19 protein-coding genes and 2 tRNA genes are annotated in these 19,800 nt (G+C 37.9%); 3 read left to right on the top strand and 18 right to left on the bottom strand.

Annotation, left to right across the window (positions count from 1 at the left end):
* Positions 1-185 precede the first annotated feature (185 nt).
* The 6 genes from IEV50_RS15455 to IEV50_RS15430 form a co-directional block, all read right to left on the bottom strand.
* Positions 186-749, bottom strand: coding sequence for a Crp/Fnr family transcriptional regulator (locus tag IEV50_RS15455; RefSeq protein ID WP_188416004.1), 564 nt, complete (start codon positions 747-749; stop codon positions 186-188).
* A 258-nt stretch (positions 750-1,007) separates the two neighbouring features.
* Positions 1,008-1,922, bottom strand: a complete 915-nt coding sequence (locus IEV50_RS15450; RefSeq protein ID WP_188416002.1) for a helix-turn-helix domain-containing protein — start codon at positions 1,920-1,922, stop codon at positions 1,008-1,010.
* Positions 1,923-3,043: 1,121 nt separating this feature from the next.
* Positions 3,044-3,994: an alpha/beta hydrolase family protein gene (locus tag IEV50_RS15445; protein ID WP_188415998.1), complete on the bottom strand. Its 951-nt coding sequence runs from the start codon at positions 3,992-3,994 to the stop codon at positions 3,044-3,046.
* Between the two features lie 294 nt (positions 3,995-4,288).
* A complete protein-coding gene (locus IEV50_RS15440; RefSeq protein ID WP_188415996.1) occupies positions 4,289-5,113 on the bottom strand; it encodes a DUF4249 family protein in 825 nt (274 codons plus the stop codon).
* Positions 5,110-7,506, bottom strand: coding sequence for a TonB-dependent receptor (locus IEV50_RS15435; RefSeq protein WP_188415994.1), 2,397 nt, complete (start codon positions 7,504-7,506; stop codon positions 5,110-5,112). Before IEV50_RS15435 ends, IEV50_RS15440 begins: the two co-directional genes overlap by 4 nt.
* 25 nt (positions 7,507-7,531) lie before the next feature.
* A complete protein-coding gene (locus IEV50_RS15430; RefSeq protein WP_229746758.1) occupies positions 7,532-8,323 on the bottom strand; it encodes a hypothetical protein in 792 nt (263 codons plus the stop codon).
* A 337-nt stretch (positions 8,324-8,660) separates the two neighbouring features.
* Between IEV50_RS15430 and IEV50_RS15425 the strand changes: the two genes are divergently transcribed.
* Positions 8,661-9,632 (top strand): helix-turn-helix transcriptional regulator, encoded by a 972-nt coding sequence (locus IEV50_RS15425; protein ID WP_188415992.1) that lies wholly within the window; start codon positions 8,661-8,663, stop codon positions 9,630-9,632.
* A gap of 188 nt (positions 9,633-9,820) precedes the next feature.
* Here the strand turns inward: IEV50_RS15425 and IEV50_RS15420 are convergent, their stop codons facing one another.
* The 7 genes from IEV50_RS15420 to IEV50_RS15390 form a co-directional block, all read right to left on the bottom strand.
* Positions 9,821-10,744: an aldo/keto reductase gene (locus IEV50_RS15420; protein ID WP_229746757.1), complete on the bottom strand. Its 924-nt coding sequence runs from the start codon at positions 10,742-10,744 to the stop codon at positions 9,821-9,823.
* Positions 10,745-10,851: 107 nt separating this feature from the next.
* The gene (locus IEV50_RS15415; protein WP_188415989.1) at positions 10,852-11,598 is read right to left on the bottom strand and encodes an SDR family oxidoreductase; all 747 of its coding nucleotides are present in this window, start codon (positions 11,596-11,598) and stop codon (positions 10,852-10,854) included.
* Between the two features lie 58 nt (positions 11,599-11,656).
* A complete protein-coding gene (locus IEV50_RS15410) occupies positions 11,657-12,514 on the bottom strand; it encodes an alpha/beta hydrolase family protein (protein ID WP_229746756.1) in 858 nt (285 codons plus the stop codon).
* 181 nt (positions 12,515-12,695) lie between these two features.
* Positions 12,696-13,208: a cupin domain-containing protein gene (locus IEV50_RS15405; protein WP_188415987.1), complete on the bottom strand. Its 513-nt coding sequence runs from the start codon at positions 13,206-13,208 to the stop codon at positions 12,696-12,698.
* A 10-nt stretch (positions 13,209-13,218) separates the two neighbouring features.
* Positions 13,219-13,692 carry a cyclophilin-like fold protein gene (locus tag IEV50_RS15400; RefSeq protein ID WP_188415985.1) on the bottom strand — a complete coding sequence of 158 codons (474 nt, stop codon included), beginning with the start codon at positions 13,690-13,692 and terminating at the stop codon, positions 13,219-13,221.
* Between the two features lie 18 nt (positions 13,693-13,710).
* Positions 13,711-14,889: an NAD(P)-dependent alcohol dehydrogenase gene (locus IEV50_RS15395; protein WP_188415983.1), complete on the bottom strand. Its 1,179-nt coding sequence runs from the start codon at positions 14,887-14,889 to the stop codon at positions 13,711-13,713.
* 12 nt (positions 14,890-14,901) lie between these two features.
* A complete protein-coding gene (locus IEV50_RS15390; RefSeq protein ID WP_188415981.1) occupies positions 14,902-15,468 on the bottom strand; it encodes a sugar O-acetyltransferase in 567 nt (188 codons plus the stop codon).
* Between the two features lie 160 nt (positions 15,469-15,628).
* Here IEV50_RS15390 and IEV50_RS15385 point away from each other — a divergent pair, with 160 nt between their 5' ends.
* Positions 15,629-16,525 carry a helix-turn-helix domain-containing protein gene (locus IEV50_RS15385; RefSeq protein ID WP_188415979.1) on the top strand — a complete coding sequence of 299 codons (897 nt, stop codon included), beginning with the start codon at positions 15,629-15,631 and terminating at the stop codon, positions 16,523-16,525.
* 249 nt (positions 16,526-16,774) lie between these two features.
* Here IEV50_RS15385 and IEV50_RS15380 read toward each other — a convergent pair.
* Positions 16,775-16,851, bottom strand: a tRNA-Asn gene (locus tag IEV50_RS15380).
* 86 nt (positions 16,852-16,937) lie between these two features.
* A tRNA-Asn gene (locus tag IEV50_RS15375) sits at positions 16,938-17,011 on the bottom strand.
* A 145-nt stretch (positions 17,012-17,156) separates the two neighbouring features.
* Between IEV50_RS15375 and IEV50_RS15370 the strand changes: the two genes are divergently transcribed.
* Positions 17,157-18,077, top strand: coding sequence for a PfkB family carbohydrate kinase (locus IEV50_RS15370; RefSeq protein WP_188415977.1), 921 nt, complete (start codon positions 17,157-17,159; stop codon positions 18,075-18,077).
* Between the two features lie 92 nt (positions 18,078-18,169).
* On the opposite strand, the gene IEV50_RS15365 is transcribed toward IEV50_RS15370, so the two are convergent.
* From IEV50_RS15365 to IEV50_RS15355, 3 genes are read right to left on the bottom strand one after another with little or no spacing between them, the layout of a single operon-like run.
* Positions 18,170-18,403, bottom strand: a complete 234-nt coding sequence (locus tag IEV50_RS15365) for a cytochrome b5 domain-containing protein (RefSeq protein WP_188415975.1) — start codon at positions 18,401-18,403, stop codon at positions 18,170-18,172.
* 52 nt (positions 18,404-18,455) lie between these two features.
* Positions 18,456-19,148, bottom strand: coding sequence for a lycopene cyclase domain-containing protein (locus tag IEV50_RS15360; RefSeq protein ID WP_188415973.1), 693 nt, complete (start codon positions 19,146-19,148; stop codon positions 18,456-18,458).
* Position 19,149: 1 nt separating this feature from the next.
* Entirely contained in the window at positions 19,150-19,680 is a 531-nt protein-coding gene (locus tag IEV50_RS15355) for a hypothetical protein (RefSeq protein WP_188415971.1), read from the bottom strand.
* Positions 19,681-19,800 lie beyond the last annotated feature (120 nt).

The following is a 19,800-nucleotide window of genomic DNA, read 5'->3' as shown; positions in this document are numbered from 1 at the left end:
AATAGGAAAACAATATTTGCAAGTTAGAACCAGAAGATTAGCTTTGTAAAGCTGTGCACTCTTGTTGCCGTTTTCTGTGCACTCTTAATTGCCAATTCTTGTGCAGTGTTATTTCCCGATTACACAGATATCTACTAAATATAATATGTGATGAAACGCACAACTATTAGGTGAGATAAATCACATTATGGAGTAAGCCTGCTGAGCGTTTCACGAGAAACTCCAAGGTAAGCGGCCAGAAGCCCTTTCGGAACTCGCTGAATTAGAGAAGGATATTGTACAAGCAATTGTTCATAACGCTCTTTAGAATTAGATGTCATCGAGGAGATAATGCGGTGTTGTGAAGCGAGGAAGCCATGGTTTGCTTTGAAGAGAAAGAATCTTTCCATCTTCTGCAGGCCCTCGCACAACTTTTTATAGTCTTCGAACAACAGACAAAGAACCTCTGTATCCTCAAGGCATTCCAGTGACAGTGTTGCGTTGGTTCCTGCGAAGTAGGCATTGAAATCACTCTCCCACCAGTCTTCCATAGCGAAAGAAACGATGTGCTGTTTCCCTGAATTATCAGTATGGACAAGTTTTAATAATCCAGAAACTACAAAATAAGAGAACTTTACAGGATTACCTTCCTGAATAAGAAGTTGATGTTTTTTAAACATTCTGCTAGTAAAATGAGTGCAAACAAATTCGAATTCATCATCATTAAGTTGTACAATCTTTTCAATATGCTCCCTTAGTTTATTATGCATCTGGAATTATTTATAAGCAATACCAAAGCTAAGTTATTAATCACAGTTTTTCCGGTAGGAAATTGTTCCGGCAGATTTAATAAAGTATTCGCTTAACCATTCATAGCCTAAGGACAGAATTAAAGTGTTTAACCAATGTATTTATACCACATAGTCCTTTAAATGGTTTAAATACGAAGAAGTAGAATGAAGCCGAAAATTTAATGTCCGATTTTCTAATTTCAAATGACTATTTTTCAGAGAGATAGAGGCTAAAAGTTAATTAAATGATCTGCGAAATTCTACTGGAGAGGAGCTGGTTTTCTGCTTAAAAAACTTGCTAAAAGATTGTGGGTGTTCAAATCCCAGCTGAAAGGCAATTTCTCCTATTGTCAAACTGCTAATGGACAATTTTTCTTTTGCTTTTTCTATCAATTTGTTGTGGATATGCTGCTGGGCATTCTGGCCTGTAAGTGACCTCAACATATCGCTTAAGTAGCCCGGAGACATATTTACCTTTCCTGAAAGGTATTGTACAGTGGGGATTCCGGGAATCAGTAAATCTGATTTTTCGAAGCACTGTTCCAAGGTATCCTCTATCACTTGCAAAAAATTGTTATTGAATGCCCTTCGAGTAATAAATTGCCGTTTATAGAAACGATTGGCATAATTCAAAAGTAATTCTATCTGGGAAATAATAACATCTTGGCTGAAATCATCAATCCTGCCCTGTAATTCTTCATCAATATTTCTAAATACTGAAATTATGGTATCTCTTTCTTTATCTGAAAGGTGTAATGCTTCATTGACTGAGTATGAAAAAAAACCATATTGTTTTATTTTTTTTGCTAACGGATAGGTCAGAAAAAAATCTGGGTGGACCAATAGGGTATAACCTGAATGATCGCCAGTAACATCATCATCTGAAATCACTTGGTTGGGAGAACAAAAAAAAAGCCCGCCTTCATCAAAATCGTAAAAATGCTGACCATATCTAAACTTTCCCTGATGATTGGATTTATAGGACATTTTATAGTAATTGAGAATATGAGGTCTGCCCAATGCTTCGTGCGACAAGCTGTTATCCATATTTTCAATCAAACTAAGTAATGGATGTAGAGGTTTTGGCAGCCCCAACATCCTATGCAATTCGCTTAATGAGCTAATTTTCTGAAAGTCTTTGTCAATAGTCATTTTATATTCTAATTATTTATTACCATGGAATAAAATCAGTCTATGGATTTCTTTTCACTTATAAATTTCCTTTTGGTTCATCTCCACCCATCGAGGCGTAAATTACTATCTCAAAAGCATACTAAATATTGCTGGTTCCCTTATGGTTAATAAAATTGGTTCTATTAAAACCATGCTCTATGAAATTTGTGTTGAGCAGGATGTTCTTAAAATCAAACGCGAGTTCAATTATATATATTAATGCGAGTTTTTATGATAGGTAAAGTGCTTCCTCCTGGTTATGATATTTCCAACCTGGATCATTATTTACATTATAGTTACTCCCAATGTAGCTACATTTAAAATGAATGGCTTTCGCGAACTTTTCAGCACCTAAAAAAATTATCACCCCCAATGAATTACCACAGGGTAAAAGTTTAATCAAAAATGTGTTATTGCGTTATAGATGCTTGAGGTGAAGATTTTGGCATAGCTCCATTGCTTCAATAATTATCTGTAAGTAAATCCAATAACTTGTTCTATTTCCACTCTCCTCTAGGACGGCATCTACTAATTGCTGGTCGGTCAAATCTAATTGTATCGCTGTACATGAACTAAAAGACACTCAGCAAACAAATTTAAGACCGCTTTCTGCCATTGATCATGCTTCTCGTTCTCAAATATACAAAATCTCTCTCTTAATAATTAGCGGGCGGTCTGTAAATCTATGGTCTTATTTGTCTAAGCAGTTTAATTATTTTCAGCGTTTTAACTTTAGTTGTATTTTAATCCTTAGCAAATTGTATAGCGAAATCTTTGAATTTGGGCTCTTCAATATAGTCGCGTTGACTTAGTCAAGGACATCTACTTGAGATAAAAAAATGTTTTTTAGTCCAGCCTTCCAATCAAATATGATATATCTCCACCAGTTAAGTCCGACCTGAAAAATTGACATTATGCATTTTACTGATAACAACAATAGCCCCAAAGCGCATCAATAGCTGCTTGCCATTAATGCGTTGGGGGCTTAATATGGTGACTGAACGTTCTTATGCATAAGTTTCTTGCGTCAGAGATTTACTAAGTTTTCTAAAGAACCTTTAATAAAAGCATTCTAATTATATTTAGATAAAGTTTGTATTTTAATATCCTTTCAATTCGATTATGGCCTTCGGTTCATCCTCCGATTGTAATTGGTCTTGGATATTTTCCCAACTAGAATCTTCCGGATATAGTGCTGTACGAATATAGGCCAGGGTAGCCTGTTGGACCAACGCAACTCGTTCAGGACTTTCATCGGTTGTTTCGGCTGCATCATATCCGGAAATTCCACCCAGAATATGTTCTCCACCCAGTATGGTAAGCAGGCACTTGGGACCATTGCTTAAATGGTATGCATCGCTACGCCAATCGGCACGTTCTGAGAACATGGGATTATTATCATTATCCCCGGTTACTATCAGACATGGCAAGGTCATCTCAGTGAAATCTGAGGTTCCAAATATTGGATAATGTTCTGCTGCGAAAGGTGCAAGTCCCGCTGGGCTTCCAGGTCCGGCAATGATTACAGCAGCCTTTATACGTGGTTCATTTAAAATTACTTCTTTTTTATCTTTGGGATCGGTAAGGCGCATGCCTGCCAAAATGGACACGGTATGCCCACCCAGTGAGTGCCCTACCGCGACTACCTGGTTTTTATCCAGGCGACCTGCTAATCCCGGAACTATCTCTTCTATCTGATCAAGGTAGTCAAGTATAACATGCATATCCGTAGCACGAGACTTCCAGAATAATGGCCCTTCGGGACCATCCGGATCCAAATTCAGTGTTTTCGAGTCCAGGTGAGTTGGCTGTATTACCACGAAGCCTTGACTTGCATAAAAATCAGCAAGTGGTCCGTAACCACGCAATGAAGAAAGGAAGTTTGACATCCCATGGCCATGTGACAGCAGTATAATAGGAAGGTTATTCCCGATGGCAGGTGCTGAAACCTTGATTTGCAATTCTACCTGGCGACCAGGGACCGATAGTACTATCGGGCTTGAAGAGGTGAAAGTACCTTGGCTTAAACTTACGGCATTTTGATTTTCCATTTTCTTATGATTTAATTAACGATAGTAAAGGTCTGTATCATTATCAACTTAGAAGTAACCATATAGAGGATTCTGGTAGCCAGAATGAGAAAAATTTAGTTCTGATCCTATGATGTTCCCCTTACCAATGGCTGGTCCTTGCACCTTAACTTTCGCGGCTTTGTACTTCTAGGGCCTCATAAGTTATCATTACTCATGGACAAAGAAAAATTTCACGAGAGGCCCTATTTATCAGGGCCTATGAAACGAATCAAATAAATAGAATGGCTTAGAATAGTCTTAAATTTGAAATGGCTATCTAATTATATAATCAATACTATCAGTTTCAGATAACCGAAAATACCCTAATGCATTGTCGCCAGGAATATCCCTGTTAATAATATTTCCTCTTGCATTGGCTGCAATAGCCTGAAAGGGATTTGCACCCGCTGCGTTTTGAAGAGATAACCTCAGGTAGTTAAAATAAGATTTTGAAATACCCTCCAGTCTAATCTCCAATATATCATCTTTCTTGAGTTTCTTTTCGGTAATGCTGGCAGACATTTGAACACCTTGATAAAACTTATCCTCATATACAGATAGCTGGGGTAACTGGTTATAAGGTGACCTAAATATGGTCATATATTGATTATCGACATTTTGGACATCAGTATAAAGCATTGTCACTTCCATTTCGCCTCCACCAAATCCACCATCTTCATTTTGAATAACCTTCGAAATATTTGGGCATTCAATGAGCTGTTCAGATGCTGAATATTTCTTTCCCTCGTAGGTTATATTTAATTCATATTTCTCGCCAAGTTGGGCTAAAAAATCCTGGCATACGTATTCACCTGGAACTTTATTTGGAACGAAATTAAAAACCAGACCCTTGCTGTTACTCACCGTGACACTTTGAGCATTTTCAACTGGTGATCTTTGATTAGCATAATATGGGGTTGATAAAGATAACTTAATCTTCTGGTAATTCCCTGAGGTACCTTTGAGCAAATTAATATCAGCTTCTACGACTAACTTCGGCGAAGCGGTCTCTAATTCTAAGACAACAGACTTCTCACAGGAGTAAAATAGTATCAGGTTAAAAAAACACAATATGACAATAGCGGATTTTAGTTTCATTTAAATTTAAAGTTATAGGTAATGGCTGGTACAATGCCGAATATGGATAGTCTAATTGATTCGCTTTGGTAGGTATCTCCATTTTGCCCAAAGTTTACCGAGGATGTATTCTTTCTATTATATAGGTTATATATACTTAGTACCCATTCACCCCTAATTCTTTTAATGGATTTTGGATTTGGAATATAGGATAAGGAAAGGTCTAAATGATGGAAGTCAGGGAGTCTATAGGCATTCCTCGCACCATATATAGGAATCTGTATTCCTGCATAGTCAAACTTACCAACTGGATAGCTTGTCGGCCTGCCTGTCTGATAGGTAAACGTTGCTCCAATTGAAAGTTTATCGTTAAGCTTATAAAATGAGGTTAATGATAGATTATGTGGTTTATCAAAATTGGTAAGATACCAGTTACCATTGTTAATTCCTGGCTCATCAGAATTTGCACCTCTTGTTTGCTGCTCGGTTCTGCTTAAGGTATAGGATAACCAACCAGTAAGCTTTCCATAATTTTTCCTGAATAATACTTCCAGACCATAGGCTCTGGATTTTCCACTTAAAATCACTTGCTCAAGGGCATCGTTCCCCACTAGATTTGCACCATCAATATAATCCAATCTGTTCTGTACTTTTTTAAAATAGGTTTCCACCTCCAGTGAATATTGATTGTTATCCAGGTTGCGGAAATATCCTAAACCTAGCTGATCTGCAATCTGGGGCTTGAAATATCGGTCGCTAGGCGTCCATACATCTACAGGTGTCGGTGAATTCGTATTTGAGATCAGATGTAGGTATTGAACAATCCTATGATAGCTAAGTTTGATACTTTCCCGCTCGTTCAACTGCACCGATAGGGCGAGTCTTGGTTCAGGATATATGAATTTATCCACTATTTTGTTCTTAGCAAAGCGCTGTACTGCATTAGGCTGAGCCGAGTTATAAATACCGAGCTGCTTATCATATACAACCGGAGCGGATTCATATAAATTGAGATCGCGTCCACCCATCCTCAAAAATGAACTAATTCGCACGCCATAGCTTAGATTCAAGCCTGGACTCAGTTCTTGCTCAGCCTGGATATATGCTGAAGTTTCAAAAGAATTCTTGTCTATAAGTTTTAAGGCATTGACAGGTGATCTATCACCAAATGGAACTATCTCCCCTGGCTTGATCTGGTAATATACACTACTCAACCCATAGCTAAGCTTAAGTCTTTGGGATGCTTGTTGCACAATATCATACTGAAATTTCGTACTGTTTATTCCGGCAGTCCAATCCAGTCCAATCGGATTAATCCTTAACCTGAAGTCATAGCCTGAATATAATAGCGTAAGTGTGCTGATGAGTTTTTTGGAAAATTTATGTTCCCAATTTCCATTAATGAATGTATTGCCGTAATCATTAATAAAGTTGTCGCTTATACCAAGGGCATCACTTCCAAGATAAGCAGAGAGTGACACCCGGTTATTTTCACCAAAGCTATAATTTACTTTTGCATTCAGGTCATAGAAATAGGCTATATTTTCATTACCCGTAGCTTTTAGGAATAAATGGGCATATGAGCTTCTACCGGATAAAAGGATTGCACCCTTATCTTTACTAAATGGAACAATGGTCGTTAGCCTGCTGGTTATTAAACCTATTCCACCGTTTAATTCAAATTTAGGCGCTGTCATAATTCTGGTTTTTACATCTAGAACCGAGGAAACCCTGCCGCCATAACGGGCAGGAATGCCCCCCTTGTAGAGCGTAAGATTCTCGATTATATCAGGGTTGAAAACCGAAAACAAACCAAGCAAATGGGATGAGGTAAAAATGGGAGCTTCATCAAGTAGTACAAGATTTTGATCAGAGCTACCTCCACGGACATTAAAACCGGATGATCCCTCGCCAGCATTGGTAACTCCAGGAAGTTGAAGAATTGCTTTAAGTGGGTCAACCTCACCAAATATGGCCGGAATCTTAGAAATCTCATTTATGGTTAGCCGGTTTTGGCTCATTTGGGGGCTACTAATATCAGTGGCTTTTGTGCTACCAACCACACTAACTTCCATTAATTGGTTTAAGTTCTGCTGCAATTGAATATTTCTTACATCAGCACCCTGGACGTCAATCTCAATGGTCTGGGAAGCATAACCGACATAAGCAATTCGGATGAAATGAGTTCCTTTTGCAAGGTCAAGCAAATATTCACCTTGGTCATTGGCAATCGTATTCTGGCCCCTACCTATTTCCACGAGGCTAACTTTAGGGAGGGGAATTCCTGAATCTCTATCGACAACAGTTCCCTTGATAGGGTATATTTGCTGGGCGCTAAGTTGAAAGGAATTTAGAAAAAACAGTAAAATGAAATATACTGGTAATATAAAATAAGAGGATCGGGGATTAAACATTAAATGGAACAGTTAGTTCTTAGGATTATTTGTGTACGATATTTTTAACGGGAAATCTCAATAAAGGCCTACCCTTTATGGCCTGTAGGAATGTAAATGATGCGAGTAGCGCGTAAGCAAATGCAAGGGCGAGCGTTCCTTTTGTGCTTTTTAAAATGTACCAGGAAAAAATAGGAATGATTTGAAGGGCGTGCATTCCAATAAAATGGGCTACACGAAGGTCACCTATTCGCGTATTCCACTTGACAAGCGGTAAGCCCATATCATTTCCAACCCGGCCGACGCTATGGCTTAGCCTGGCACCCATGAGACCGCCCTCAAGAGCGAAAATCACAAAAAGAATGATACTTGTCCGTATTGCCCATAAGTAATAGTTTGGAAGAGGCTTCACGTCATTAGTAAAAAATAAAACCCCTATGTATAGTGTCCATAGCGTTACAATTAGGGCCATTATACCCATCATCAAAGTCATGGTAGCATAAAAACTAGAGCTGGTATTGAAATGTGACAACTGTCCCCGTGCACCCTGAATCGATATATAAATGATTTCGAAACCCAAGGTTATGATTACAACCCAGCTGTATGCTGTCACAGTTCCCTGGCCTTTCAGCTCAAAGGCATACCAGGCCATGGTCCATGAAAAAATTGCTATAGATACGGCAAACTTAAAGGGTTTTAGCCACGTATTGCTTCCAGCAACCACAGCATCCGTCGACAGTAAAAAGATAAGGAAAGCGATGGCTGCAATCATGTTCAATAGACCGAAGCAGAAAAGCAAGCTGTTTCTTTCTGCTAATATTTTTAAGCTGTTTATCATTTTAATTATTTTTTTTAGGTAATGACCACCGGAAGGTTATTACTTTTCCCTACTGTGATATTATTTGTTCTAGCACTTTTGTTTTAATCATTTGTTTGCAAAAAGGTTGCTAACCCTGAAGAAATGAATAAAAAATTTTTAACAAGATTCTCCGTTATCGCTCAGGGCTATTTTTACTTACACCATTTATAAGCCATGACCATTTTTGTTTTCGTTAATCCTTTTGTTAAAATTCAAAAGCAATAACATGCGCTGATATAACCTTCCACAAAAGTACCTGCGGAAACATTCATTAAATAGCTATATTCGTGATAAAAATAGTCCTATCCGGTTAAATATGATTTTAGAAATTAATTGTAAGAGTCCAGAAGAATTGGTCAACGCGATTGCAAAAGCTGTTGATACCGAAGTAATAGATGGAACAATGCAAATTCCTGCAATATACGGTAAAGGATACATTAAAGGAATATCAATTCTCAATGGCCCTACGATTATGATCAGGCAATATGAATTGTTGGAAGAATTGAATATAAAGACAAATGCAACTGGAGCAAACGGCATTGTTCTAACTTTTCATAATATATATCAGGACCAGGATACAAGAAAAAACCATAAATTGTTCAGGCCCTTTGCCCAAATCGAATCGGCAGGAATAGATTACCAGGAGCTTTTCCCTTCGAAAACACGGTTCAATACAATTATCATCATGATAGATGTAGAACAGCTTAAGGCACTTATCAATCCGAGAGGAGACCGCAGGATTATGCATGATATCCTCTGTAATGATAAGCCATTTATCTATGAAGAGCTCATCTCGCCTGACATGCATGGAGTAGCCAATCAGATTTTATCTAAAGTAATGCCAGGCCATTTACAGGATTTTTTCTACAGAGTTAAGGCAGAGGAATTAATCCTTTTACTTTTCACAGAACTTGAGCGGCGAGATATCCGGTCGCAATACGCACTGAATGATGAAGATATAAAAAAAATATATCTAATAAAAGATAATATAGTTGAGGATTTAAGCATCAATCCAAGTCTAGTGAAACTTGCTAGTAGCTATGGTATGAGTGAGAGTAAAATTACCAGATTATTTAGGCAAATTTTTGGCAATAGTATTTACAGCTACTACCAATCCTTTAGAATGGATTATGCTGGTTATCTTATCAAAGAGAATAATTTATCTATAGCGGAAATAGGCTACCAATTAGGTTTTTCGAACCTAAGTCATTTTGCCAGACTTTTTGAACGATACAATGGTTTGACGCCTAAAAAATATGCAAAATTTATATCTATAGATACAGCTTAGTCTACTGCATATTAGATTAGAGCTCAACATTGGCCAACGTCCGCAAAAATTAATTAATAAACAATTACTGATATTTAGTTCAATCTCAGAAAAGGCATTTAGCCCTTTAATTATGGCACTATCTGGCCATCCCGAAGCAAACTGGAAAGAAGCTCAATCAAACTATGTTAGTGCTTTTTTAGAAGCACTTATCTACCTGTCATCTTTTCGCCAGCTTGTGTGTATCGCTCACCGTATACGACAATGTGAGTAGCTGTTTCATTAATCTGTTGTAATTCTTCGGCAGTAATTTCAACATTTGATGAACCTAAGTTTTCTTCTAAACGGTTGAATTTCGTTGTGCCAGGAATGGGCACAATCCAAGGTTTCTGGATTAGGAGCCAAGCCAATGCAATTTGGGCGGGTGTTGCGTTTTTTTGTTTTGCAATATTGCTGAGTAAGTCTACCATCGCTTGATTGGCTTTCCTGTTTTCCTCGTGAAAGCGAGGCAGCGTATTTCGAAAATCTGCTTTGTCAAATTGCGTGTTTTCATCTATTTTTCCAGTCAGAAAACCTTTGCCCAAAGGACTGAACGGCACAAAGCCGATGCCCAATTCTTCTAATGTTGGTATGATTTCCGTTTCCGGTTTTCTGTGCCATAAAGAATACTCGCTTTGTAGCGCTGCAACCGGCTGTATGGCATGAGCTTTCCGGATGGTTTCGGCTCCAGCTTCCGACAGACCGAAATGTTTTACCTTTCCTTCCTGAATTAAATCTTTAACGGCTCCCGCAACCTCTTCAATAGGTACATTGAGGTCTACCCGATGTTGATAGAACAAATCAATGACATCAGTCTTTAACCGTTTTAAGCTTTGTTCTGCCACTTTCCTGATGTTTTCAGGGCGACTGTCGAGGTCGGTCCACGTTCCGTTGGCAGCAGCTTTAAAACCAAATTTCGTTGCAATAACCACCTCATTTCTGAAAGGCGCTAACGCTTCTCCTACCAATTCTTCGTTAGTAAACGGTCCATAAACTTCAGCCGTATCAAAGAAAGTAATACCTTGCTCAAAGGCTTTTCGGATTAAGCTTATCATTTCGTTTTTATCAGGAGTTGGCTTGTACCCGTGACTCATCCCCATACAACCCAATCCAAGTTCGGAAACTTCAAGTCCCCCATTCCCTAATTTACGTTTTTTCATTTTGATTTTTTTTGATGAACTAAAAAGTTAAAACCTGATTTTTAAAGCTCCTGCGCTGTCGGGCGGAAGATGACTTCATTAATATCCACATCCTCCGGTTGGCTGATGGCAAAAGCTACCACACGGGCGAAACTATCGGGACTAATTCCTACTTCTCCCACATAATCTTTATTAGCCTGTTGGATATCTGCCTCAGAAATATGTTCCAGCAATTCTGTTTTAACTGCTCCAGGGCAAACAATGGTGGTACGGATGTTATAAGGTTTCACTTCCATCCGTAAACCTTCCGTTAATGCACGAACGGCATATTTTGTTGCAGAATAAACTGCAGAGCCGTTAAACACCTTGTGACCAGCCACAGAAGAAGTGTTAATAATCTGACCAAATTTTTGTTCTTTCATATAGGGTAAAACGGCAGCAATACCGTTAAGTACACCTTTGATATTCACATCAATCATTGTGTCCCATTCCTCAACATTAAGTCTGTCAATAGGAGAAAGCGGCATAACACCTGCATTGTTTAAAATTACATCAATTTTTCCAAATTGTTTTACCGTTTCAACGGCTAATTTTTTTACCTCTTCTCGTTTGGTAACATCAACTTCAACTGCAAGCGCTTTCCCGCCATTCTCCTGAATATCTTTTGCCAGTTTTTCAATTTTATCGGCTCTTCTTGCCCCAAGAACCACAGTTGCGCCAAGTGACGCCAGATGTTTCGCTGCTGCTTCACCCATACCACTGCTTGCTCCTGTAATAATTACTACTTTATCTTTGATATTGTTTTCCATTCTTTAATTTTTTAATTTGTATCGTTCGTCTGTTACGGTTCAAGCCATCAGATAGCTTTTATTTGAAATGCTTATCGAACCACTCCAACATCACTTTTGGATGTTGCCCGAAATAGTTGTACCCCTGAAAACGCTGATCTGTTCCTTCAATCCAAAAAAGCTTTTTGTCTTTTGCTGAAATGTTATTGTAGATTTCTTCCACATAATGAAACGGCATCGAAAAATCAGCTTTTACCTGAGCCACTAGCGTAGGGATATAGTCGGCCTGAGATTGTTCGGCAGGTCTGAAATCATCCAATACATAACCGGTTTTCTTTTTAAAAGCTTCATCAAACAGTTCATATCCGTCAGGTATTTTTGCATTATCCATTGCCGTTTTCACAAAGGCACGTGGTGGTGAAGGTTGCAATGCTAACATTGCCACGATATTTTTGAATTCTTCAGGATGTTTATTCATCGCTACAAATGTAGAATTTGCACCCACACATCGGCTATATAGCGCTATTTGCATATCTTTTGTATCTGGCCTCGACCTTGCATATCGCAATGAGCCAATTACGTCACGATATTCCACGATACCGTGTGCTACAATACCGCCATTACCTGTACCACTTCGTCCGTGATTACGAAAATCGTAAGCAATAATATTGTAACCGGCATCGTGCAGAATTTTATATTCCGGTAAAAAATTCACTTCAAAGCCTCCAAACATTTTCCAGGGCTCCAAATGCCCTGGAAAACCATAGCGGTTGGCGGGCATCGGATGATTGCAGATAATTAGCTTTTTTGAATTTTTTGCGGGGATAAACCAACCTTCCAAAGGCACACCATCTATTGCAGGGAAAAATATGTCTTCGTATGGCATTCCATATTGATCGGGCGTACGCAAGATTGGTGTACGGAGAGAATGTGCCATTATCTCTGCCAATCCATCGATAAATTCAGCGTTTTTTACAGCTGCTGTTTTATTGTTTTGTGCTGAAGAATCTATTGAGATAAGCGCAAAGCAAACTGCAATGAAAGTTTGATAATTTGTTTCATTTTGACTTTATTTAATAATTTGTTTTTAAAATTAAAAGTTACGAATTTTCGTTTTTTTATAATGATGAGTTCGTTGGCGATGTATTATACTCCTCATCCGTTACTGCTTCTTCCCAGTTTACAATTCCTTTTTCGGTGTTGGGAACAATGTACAATTGCTGTAAACCTACATCAGCACTTGCTCCGTGCCAATGGCGAACATTTGGCGGACATTTTACAACGCTTCCTTTTTTGATGATTTCGACAGGCTGACCTTCAATTTGATGATAACCTACACCGTCTGTAATAATTAAAATCTGACCTGCAGGATGGCTGTGCCAATTGCTTCTGGCACCAGGTTCGAAATATACATTCCCAACGGCTGTGGTATAAGTACTATCCGCATCTACCAAGCCAATATTGTAAGCGTTTCCAGTAAATGTTTCGCCTGATCCTTTTTTACCTTTGGGAAAAATTTTGTTCAATTCACTTTTGTTAGTATTCATTTTTTCCTGATTTTTATTGTTGTTGCAGGCCGTTGCCAATACGCAAAGCATAACAGTCAACGCCATTTTTAAATGATTTTTCATCTTTATTGATTTAATTATTTTCAAATTTCACCACTACATTTCCAGTCCCCAAAGCGGCAGCAAGGCCGGTAGGATTATCAACATAGCCCAATCTGGTATAGCTGTATGAAGTGTTGAAGCTTTTATAAAATAGAACCAGCGTATTGTCTCCGTAAAGTGTTAAATCACCCACTTTAATGTCGCCACCAACGGATGCATTGGTTGGCAAACTTTTTGAAAAGTCGTAATATTTTTCGTTGTTATTGAGTTCGGTCATGTTAAGCGTAAGCGGAAACCTTGCTTTGAAGGCATTTGCACTTGGGTTGTCGTGTAAGGTTGCTGTAAAAACAGCTGTGCCTATGGTAATTTTCATTTTGGTTGTTGATGGGTTCTTATTTTCACTCCCATTATTTTGACTAGTTGTTTTTTCTTCATCTTTACTGCAACTTGCCGTGCAAAAAGAAAAAGTAAAGAGAATTGCGAAAAGGGTTACCAAGTGTTTCATAACATTCATTTTTAAAATTTAAAATGTAGATGCATCAATTACATATCGGTATCTCGCTTCTTTGTTCACTACTTTGTCCCAGGAATCATTTATTTCTGAAGCTTTAATGATTTCTATTTGTGGATAGATTTTGTTTTCGGCACAATAATCCATTACTTCCTGGGTTTCGGGAATGCCACCAATTAGCGAACCGTTGAAATTTACCCGATTGAAAATCATATTGAAATTATTGATGGTCAATTCACCATTAATAGGCTGTCCGACTTGGGTAAAATATCCGTACTTTTTCACACAATCAATGTAAGGCGACATTTCATAAGCATATGGAACGGTCGAAATCATAAAGTCGAGTTTGCCTTTATAAGGTTTTAAATCTTCAGCCGATTTCACCACGATAACTTCCTTTGCACCAAAACTTTTGATATCATCTACTTTTGCAGGCGAAGTGGTAAATGCATACACTTCTGCTCCTTTTGATACTGCCAATTTCACGGCCATGTGTCCCAAACCACCAATGCCAATCACGCCAATCTTGTCGCCTTTTTTAAATTTAATCCTCATCATTGGCGAATAGGTGGTAATTCCCGCACAAAGCAATGGCGCTGCGTATTTCAGCTCCATACTTTCAGGTATTTTTATTGCGAAATGCTCGGTAACCACGATGTTATTGGCGTAACCGCCTTGTGTAATGCCCGTAGGTGATGATTTTTCGGGAGTACCATAAGTTCCTGTCATTCCAACTTCGCAGTGGTGTTCTTCGCCACTTTTACAACTGTCGCATTGCATACAGCTATTTACCATACAGCCCACGCCTGCCTGGTCGCCCACTTTAAATTTGGTCACATTTTTTCCCACCGCAATTACGATCCCAGCAATTTCGTGTCCTGGAACCTGCGGATATTGTTGTTTGCCCCAATGTCCTTTTATGGTATGGATATCTGAATGGCAAATGCCCGAATATTTTATTTCGATTAAAATGTCGTTATCGCCCACAGGCCTTCTCTCAAAGTTCCAGGGAACCATTTTTCCTGCTACATCTTTTCCGGCATAACCTTTGGTTTTTATGTTGTTACCAATAAATGTTTCGTTGTTAGTTTCTGCAAAAGTTTTTAAAGGTCCGGCAAGCACTAAACCAGCGCTTGCAATTCCTGCCTGTTGAATAAATTTTCTTCTCGAATTATATGTATTGAATGACATCTTAGTTATGATTTAGGATTTGATTTCTTTTATAATTTTTGCAGGAATTCCACCAACAATGGTATTGTCGGGAACATCTTTTGAAACAACTGCTCCGGAAGCAACCACCGAATTTTCTCCAATGGTTACACCTTGCAAAATGGTAGCTCCTGCACCAATCCATGCATTCCTTTTGATATGGATGGGCTTTGGAACAAGTGCGTGTCTGTTTTCAATTTCTAAGGGATGGCCTTCAGTTAGTAAACTCACCCTCGGTGCAATCAGCACATTGTCTTCTAGAGTGATACCGCCTAGATCCAAGAAAATACAATCGAAATTGATAAGAACATTTTTGCCAATTTTGGTGTGCTTTCCGTAATTGATATGCAATGGTGTAAATACCGTAACAGTTTTGTCGATTTCTGTACCCGTTATTTGGCTCAGCAAATGCCGAATTTCGCTCGGCTCTGCCTCGTTGTTCATCTGAACCAATACTTTTTTTGTATGATAAGATGCCTCCAGCATTTTGTGTGCTTCAGGGTCGTTTGGCGAAATCGTTTCGCCATTTTTTAATCGTTGGAAAATATCAGGTATTTGCATTCAAAATTTTCTTGGTGATTTGATACTTCAAAATTCACCATAAATGGGCACCAAAGCTTTATACACATTACGGTTCTTTTTACCACTTTTACAGATTTGGGATTTGTATTAGTGAAGGTGCGACAGCATTTAGTAAGTTTGTACTCTCAAAATCAAAACAATGGAAAAGGTTGACAGAATAGATACGGTAAAAAATTACAATGAAAAAGTGGGTATAGATACGCTTCACCCCTTAGTGAGTGTAATTAATTTCAACGAAATACCATCCATTCAAAATTTCAGGATGTATCTTGGTGTTTATGCCATTTTCTTGAAAAATATAAAATGCGGTGATATGAAGTATGGCTGCCAACATTATGACTACGATGACGGTACAATGGTTTTTATTTCGCCGGGCCAGGTTTATGGCATCGACAGCAAGGACGTTGTGACCAAACCTGCGGGATATGGACTGGTTTTTCATCCCGATTTATTGAAAGGCACTTCGCTGGATAAAACCATCAAAGACTACTCCTTCTTTTCGTATGAAGTGACCGAAGCATTGCATCTATCCAAAAAAGAACGCCAAACCATTGTCGATTGCCTCAAAAAAATTGAAGAAGAAATTAACCTGAATATTGATAAGCACAGCAAAACATTAATTGTATCGAATATTGAATTGTTTTTAAACTATTGCCAACGCTTTTACGACCGCCAGTTCATTACACGAAACCATGCTAACAAAGATATTTTAAGCCGTTTTGAAAACTTGCTGAACGACTATTTTAAATCGGATAAAGGCTTAAGATTGGGTTTGCCAACGGTGGCTTATTGCGCTGATGAACTGCATTTATCATCCAATTATTTTGGTGATTTAATTAAAAAAGAAACAGGAAATACGGCATTGGATTATATTCAAAACAAACTGATAGACGAAGCCAAAACTAAAATATTCGACCATACCAAAACCATTAACAATGTGGCCTCTGATTTAGGCTTTAAATACCAGCAACATTTTACTCGATTGTTTAAGCAAAAAACAGGCGTTACGCCAAATGAGTACCGAGGCTTGAATTAATGCCATCCCAACAAAACTCTTTATCCTATCAATTTTAACAGCATCGAACCAAAAAAACCAGAGAATATAAACTATAATCTATTCGCTAAGAAGGTGTTATTGAAGCAAGTTTGAGTTTTTTAGGAGGTTTGCACAGAGTCTGGTCAGAGATACCGGTTTTGAACCTGAAACTGGCCTATATTTACGCTAAGCAATGATTTGAAAATCACCTAAAAACAAAAATGCCCTTCACGATATCGTGAAGGGCATTGGCTCCCTCTGCTGGGCTCGAACCAGCGACCCTCTGATTAACAGTCAGATGCTCTAACCAGCTGAGCTAAGAAGGAATTTTTTTCTGGTTATTCTATAAATTTTACCAAAATCATCTGGCATTTCTTTCATAAAAAATCCCCACATTACTGTGAGGATTTTGCTCCCTCTGCTGGGCTCGAACCAGCGACCCTCTGATTAACAGTCAGATGCTCTAACCAGCTGAGCTAAGAAGGAGTACTGGTTATTTCCTAAAACGAGGTTATTTGTACTTTGCGGCACATATACCCTTGTTCGTTTTGGGAATGCAATATTAGGGCTTTTAAATTATTTATGCAATATTTGCAGTAAAATTTTTCAAAAAAAAACAAACATTATATATATGAGCCTGATAATCATAGGTACTGTAGCTTTTGATGCTATTGAAACTCCCTTCGGAAAAACAGATAAAATTGTTGGTGGCGCAGCTACTTATGCCAGTTTAGCGGCATCTTATTTCTATAACAAGTGCAAAATCGTTGCAGTTGTAGGCGATGATTTCAAAAAAGAAGATATTGATGGCTTAAATAAACACGGTATTGATACGGAAGGCTTGCAAATTAAAGCAGGCGAAAAATCATTTTTTTGGTCGGGAAAGTACCATAACGACATGAACAGTCGCGATACTTTAATTACCGAATTAAATGTATTGGAAAACTTTGATCCAATTATCCCTGAAAGCTATCAGGATTGCGACTATTTAATGTTGGGCAACCTTACCCCACAAATACAGCAAACGGTAATTAAACGCCTTAAAAACCGTCCGAAATTAATTGTAATGGATACGATGAACTTCTGGATGGACATTATGATGGACGATTTATTAGAAACCATTAAAATGGTTGATGTATTAACCATTAACGATGCCGAGGCTCGTCAACTATCTGGAGAGTACTCTTTGGTAAAAGCGGCTAAAAAAATTCTAAACATGGGCCCTAAATACCTTATCATTAAAAAAGGTGAGCATGGCGCATTGTTATTTCACGAAGATCAGATTTTCTCTGCCCCCGCATTGCCTTTGGCTGAAGTTTTTGATCCAACGGGCGCTGGCGATACTTTTGCAGGTGGCTTTATCGGCTACATGGCTAAGGTTGGCACAGTAAATTTCAATAATATGAAAAATGCGATTATTTATGGTTCTGCATTAGCATCTTTCTGCGTAGAGAAATTTGGTACAGAGAAATTATTAAACTTAACAGACAAGGAAGTTGCAGCAAGAATCCAGGAATTTGTAAGCTTAAGCTCTTTTACTATAGAACTTTAAATCTTTAATTATTGCTGTTATAAACTAACTACAATAGCCAATAAAAACTTAGCCGCAGATTTACAGATTAATTAAAATCTGCGAATCTGCGGCTATTTTATTTTTCCAATCGGCGTAAATTTTTCGAAAACCGCTTCGGTATGTGGTGCATCTGGCAATTCATCAGTCAAATCCTGACCCGCCCAATGTTCATAATGTTTACCATTTCGCCATAACCGGCTTTCAGTCATATCATAGATAAAACCTTTGTAAGCCACCCAAATTTGTGGCTTATCCTGTCCGTTTCGTAAAGCAAGCTGTTGTTTGGTGTAAACCGGTAAATCCATTTAAGTAAATATTTTATGCCAATTTTGGAAGCGCAATGCTTTTGCAAAACAATTAATTTATTCCTTTTCCAGTTGCTCTACTCTTAAAAAATTCGTACAAATAAATATTCATTAAAAGTAATCCCATTAAATAAAAATGATCTTCGAATGGAATAGTCCCAACTCTAAAACCCAGGTTTTGCTTGTCATTGTAAATCACCACAGGAATGGAGGTCAAAAATCCATTTACAATGTAAAATGGAATTAACGACACCAGATAAGCCCTGTAAAACTTATACATAAACCTGAATTTCACGTTAAAGTATTCTACATAAGCCAAAACAATAAAAAGGAAACCGAAATTAATAACAGTATACCACCTATTGTAACCTAAAAAAAGCATAGCAATGCAAAGACCCAAAAACAAATTACTTAATGAAAAACTATACTTCTGCAAGCTATCTTTTGGGAAATAAGCATTAAGGCATTCGTAAATAAAAACACATGCGTATGGAACTGTTAAGAAGAAAAGGATTTCTTCGAGTGGCAAACCAAAAAACTGGATGCCAACAATGTAATCAGGATTAAAAGACCACACATTCAGCTTTACAAAAAGCAAATCCCAAATTAAAAAAACTACACCAGTTAACAGGATGGCTGGTAAAACGAATTTCCATTTGCTAAAAAAATGCACCTTCTTATCGAAAGATAAAACCATGGGAAAGAAAATTACCGCAATATTGATGAGCAGATAGATGTAATTCATTTTAACTAAACTTCTTTAAAATTTTAATTTCACCGGCAGTACAACGCTTACTATCAATCATAAATTTGGCTACGTTTTTAATCAATTCTTTATCGGCAACCCCAAAGTTATTGTTTTGGTAATGTTTTACAATTTCTTTTCTATCAATCGTCAAATCTTTACTTAAGCCCAAAAAGCCTGGCGTGTAGTGTTCTATGGAAAAACGCATGAAACGGATCTCCATATTTTCTTTATCCATATTAATTGCCTTTTGCATGGTTGCCAAAGAAACCTTTACGTATTTAATTTTGTTATAAGGATTCCACGAATGTTTTGCCTTTAAGGCTTCTAAAGTACCGCTGTAGGCTGTAATTAATGCGGTTTTGTTCGGTAGCTTAGTTAAGTTATCGTATAAAGAATCGGTAAGTTTTGAGCTTTCTACAGCTCTAATCAAATCGGTTTTTAAAACGGAAATCTCTTTCGGTGATAATTGAGCTTTACAGATTTGGATTGAACCAAAGAGCAGCAGAAATAATAATGGTATTTTAATCATGTGTTATGGCAAAGGTAATAAAAGCTATTTAAATTTATTAAAGTGAATGGGCGGCGATGAATTTCAACACAACCAAAAAAAGCGATAAGTAAATAAGAGGATGCACCAAAAAATCAAAGG

It is taken from the genome of Pedobacter mendelii, assembly GCF_014635725.1.
Lineage (GTDB): Bacteria > Bacteroidota > Bacteroidia > Sphingobacteriales > Sphingobacteriaceae > Pedobacter > Pedobacter mendelii.
This window is presented reverse-complemented; position numbering and strand designations above follow the sequence as displayed.

Excerpts from the sequence above, each read along its gene's own strand:
- IEV50_RS15455 (WP_188416004.1), bottom strand. The coding sequence starts at position 749 with ATGCATAATAAACTAAGGGAGCATATTGAAAAGATTGTACAACTTAAT.
- IEV50_RS15450 (WP_188416002.1), bottom strand. The coding sequence starts at position 1,922 with ATGACTATTGACAAAGACTTTCAGAAAATTAGCTCATTAAGCGAATTG.
- IEV50_RS15445 (WP_188415998.1), bottom strand. The coding sequence starts at position 3,994 with ATGGAAAATCAAAATGCCGTAAGTTTAAGCCAAGGTACTTTCACCTCT.
- IEV50_RS15440 (WP_188415996.1), bottom strand. The coding sequence starts at position 5,113 with ATGAAACTAAAATCCGCTATTGTCATATTGTGTTTTTTTAACCTGATA.
- IEV50_RS15435 (WP_188415994.1), bottom strand. The coding sequence starts at position 7,506 with ATGTTTAATCCCCGATCCTCTTATTTTATATTACCAGTATATTTCATT.
- IEV50_RS15430 (WP_229746758.1), bottom strand. The coding sequence starts at position 8,323 with ATGATAAACAGCTTAAAAATATTAGCAGAAAGAAACAGCTTGCTTTTC.
- IEV50_RS15425 (WP_188415992.1), top strand. The coding sequence starts at position 8,661 with ATGATTTTAGAAATTAATTGTAAGAGTCCAGAAGAATTGGTCAACGCG.
- IEV50_RS15420 (WP_229746757.1), bottom strand. The coding sequence starts at position 10,744 with ATGAGTCACGGGTACAAGCCAACTCCTGATAAAAACGAAATGATAAGC.
- IEV50_RS15415 (WP_188415989.1), bottom strand. The coding sequence starts at position 11,598 with ATGGAAAACAATATCAAAGATAAAGTAGTAATTATTACAGGAGCAAGC.
- IEV50_RS15410 (WP_229746756.1), bottom strand. The coding sequence starts at position 12,514 with ATGGCACATTCTCTCCGTACACCAATCTTGCGTACGCCCGATCAATAT.
- IEV50_RS15405 (WP_188415987.1), bottom strand. The coding sequence starts at position 13,208 with ATGAAAAATCATTTAAAAATGGCGTTGACTGTTATGCTTTGCGTATTG.
- IEV50_RS15400 (WP_188415985.1), bottom strand. The coding sequence starts at position 13,692 with ATGAAACACTTGGTAACCCTTTTCGCAATTCTCTTTACTTTTTCTTTT.
- IEV50_RS15395 (WP_188415983.1), bottom strand. The coding sequence starts at position 14,889 with ATGTCATTCAATACATATAATTCGAGAAGAAAATTTATTCAACAGGCA.
- IEV50_RS15390 (WP_188415981.1), bottom strand. The coding sequence starts at position 15,468 with ATGCAAATACCTGATATTTTCCAACGATTAAAAAATGGCGAAACGATT.
- IEV50_RS15385 (WP_188415979.1), top strand. The coding sequence starts at position 15,629 with ATGGAAAAGGTTGACAGAATAGATACGGTAAAAAATTACAATGAAAAA.
- IEV50_RS15370 (WP_188415977.1), top strand. The coding sequence starts at position 17,157 with ATGAGCCTGATAATCATAGGTACTGTAGCTTTTGATGCTATTGAAACT.
- IEV50_RS15365 (WP_188415975.1), bottom strand. The coding sequence starts at position 18,403 with ATGGATTTACCGGTTTACACCAAACAACAGCTTGCTTTACGAAACGGA.
- IEV50_RS15360 (WP_188415973.1), bottom strand. The coding sequence starts at position 19,148 with ATGAATTACATCTATCTGCTCATCAATATTGCGGTAATTTTCTTTCCC.
- IEV50_RS15355 (WP_188415971.1), bottom strand. The coding sequence starts at position 19,680 with ATGATTAAAATACCATTATTATTTCTGCTGCTCTTTGGTTCAATCCAA.